The sequence below is a fragment of the Clostridium sp. genome (assembly GCF_021443865.1).
In the GTDB taxonomy this organism is placed as follows: domain Bacteria; phylum Bacillota; class Clostridia; order Clostridiales; family Clostridiaceae; genus Clostridium.
Genome location: NZ_JABUTB010000159.1, coordinates 1 through 2721, shown reverse-complemented (window position 1 = coordinate 2721; position 2721 = coordinate 1). Strand labels below are relative to the sequence as shown.

The following is a 2721-nucleotide window of genomic DNA, read 5'->3' as shown; positions in this document are numbered from 1 at the left end:
AGTATTTAAAAATATTGAAGCTTCAGCACAAGGAAGTGCTAGTGAAGATAGATTTAAAGGCTTATTTGATGATATAGATGTAAACAGCAATAAGCTTGGAGGTACTGTTGCAAAACGTAATGAAAGACTTGTAAAACTTATAAATGGTGTTTATGAAATGAAACTAGGAGACTATAAGGATAATACTATTGATGCCTTTGGTGATGCCTATGAATTTTTAATGAATATGTATGCTTCTAATGCAGGGAAAAGTGGGGGAGAGTACTACACACCACAAGAAGTATCAGAGTTATTAACTCGTATTACTATTGTAGGAAAAAAAGAAGTAAATAAGGTATATGACCCAGCAGTTGGAAGTGGTTCACTACTTTTAAACTTTGCTAAAATATTAGGAAAAGAAAATGTACGTCAGGGCTTCTTTGGACAGGAAATCAACATTACAACTTACAACCTGTGTAGAATTAATATGTTTTTACATGATATTGATTATGACAAATTTGATATTGCACATGAAGATACTTTAATAAGCCCACAGCATTTAGATGATGAACCTTTTGAGGCTATAGTATCAAATCCGCCTTACTCAATTAAATGGGAGGGAGATAGTAACCCATTACTTATAAATGATCCAAGATTTTCACCAGCAGGAGTACTTGCTCCAAAGTCTAAAGCAGATCTTGCATTTATTATGCATAGTTTATCATGGCTTGCAACAAATGGAACAGCTGCTATAGTTTGCTTCCCAGGAGTAATGTATAGAGGTGGTGCAGAACAGAAAATAAGAAAATATTTAATTGATAATAATTATATTGATTGTATTATCCAATTACCAGATAATTTATTTTATGGAACAAGTATATCTACTTGCATTATGGTTCTTAAAAAATCAAAATTAGAAAATAGTACACTTTTTATAGATGCTTCAAAGGAATATGTGAAGGTAACTAATAACAATAAGTTAACAGATGAAAATATAGAAAAAATAATTACAGCTTATAAAGAGAAAAAAGAAAAAATAGATAATTTTTCAATACTTGTTAAAAATGATGATATAGCAAAAGAAGATTATAATCTTTCGGTATCAACTTATGTAGAGTCAGAGAATATAAGCGAAAATATAGATATCACAAGTCTAAATGCAGAAATAAAAGAACTGGTTGGGAGACAGGATATACTTAGAGCAGAAATAGATAAGATTATTGCAGAAATAGAGGTACAAGATGATTAGTCTAAATACATTAAAATTATCATTTGATGTACCATTTAATTATGCATATACTCGAATTCAAACTTATAGATGTAGAAAAAATAATGCTGATATATGTATAAATAACAGAATTTACACGGAGAGTATTTTTGCTTTAGTTGATTATATTTATAAAAGAACATTAAAGGATTGGAAGAAAAAATACAAAGGATTGAAAGAGGTGCAACAATGAGTAGGTTGACTGAATTGATTGAAGAATTATGCCCTAATGGAGTTCCTTACATAGAATTATCTAACATGGCAGAGATAGGAACTGGTAGCTCGGATAGAAAAGATGCTACAGAGGATGGTAGATATCCTTTTTATGTCCGTTCAAAAAACATTTTTAGAACAAATAATTATGAGTATGATGAAACTGCTATTGTTATACCTGGTGAGGGAGGGATCGGTGATATATTTCATTATGTAGTAGGTAAATATGCTTTACATCAAAGAGCTTATCGTATTCATGTTATTGATAACTGTCTTGATACGAAATATCTATATTATTATATGTTTTCAAAATTTAAAAATTTTATTTTGAAAAAAGCTGTTAGTGCAACTGTTACATCTATAAGGAAACCAATGATAGAAAAATTTCCTGTTGCAGTTCCACCAATTGAAATACAGCATGAAATTGTACGTGTCTTAGACAGTTTCACAGAGAACATAGTAGAGCTTACATCTGAGCTTAGATCAGAGCTTAAAGTAAGACGTAATCAGTATGAATATTATAGAGATGAATTATTTGGCAAAGACTATGGTGAAATGTTAAAAAGATGCTTTGAAAATAATGTTAAAGTAATACCTCTTAATGAACTTGGAAGTTTCTCCAGGGGAAAAAGATTTGTAAGAAATGATATAAGAGAAGAAGGAATACCCTGTATACATTATGGAGATTTATATACTTATTATGGGATAAGTGCAGAAAAAAGTAGATATTTTCTGGAACAAGAATTTTCAGAAAAGATGCGCTTTGCTCATAAAGGTGATGTTGTTATTGTTCAAGCTGGAGAAAATGATATGGATATTGGTATAGGTGTAGCATGGATAGGAGATGAAGATGTTGCAGTTCATGATGCTTGTTATATATTTAAACATAATATAAATCCTAAATATATTTCACATTATTTAAGAACAAATATTTATCATTTACAGATAAAAAAATATGTTTCAACTGGAAAGATATGTTCAATATCTGCACAAAATATTGGAAGGGCCTTAATTCCAATTCCAACACTTGAAGAACAACAACGTATAGTAGATATCTTAGATCGTTTTTATACTCTTTGTAACGATATAAGCATAAAAATTACAGGTGAAATTGAGGGAAGACAAAAACAATATGAATATTATAGAGATAAACTTCTAACTTTTAAAATGAAGGATGAATAATTTAAAAAGGGGGATATAATGCATTTAGCATTATAAATTGAGAAGTATGAATTATAAAATTGTTGCTGAAACTAATGAAG

At 29.6% G+C, this 2721-nt stretch carries 2 protein-coding genes; both read left to right on the top strand.

The window, feature by feature from the left end; genetic code table 11:
• A partial coding sequence (locus HUJ77_RS15325) for a type I restriction-modification system subunit M (protein ID WP_291710128.1) occupies positions 1-1228 on the top strand: 1228 nt, incomplete at its 5' end.
• A gap of 207 nt (positions 1229-1435) precedes the next feature.
• The gene (locus HUJ77_RS15320; RefSeq protein WP_291710126.1) at positions 1436-2641 is read left to right on the top strand and encodes a restriction endonuclease subunit S; all 1206 of its coding nucleotides are present in this window, start codon (positions 1436-1438) and stop codon (positions 2639-2641) included.
• The last annotated feature ends 80 nt before the right edge of the window (positions 2642-2721 follow it).

Bases quoted from the DNA above. Each gene is read 5' to 3' on its own strand.
- HUJ77_RS15320 (WP_291710126.1), top strand. From the start codon at position 1,436: ATGAGTAGGTTGACTGAATTGATTGAAGAATTATGCCCTAATGGAGTT.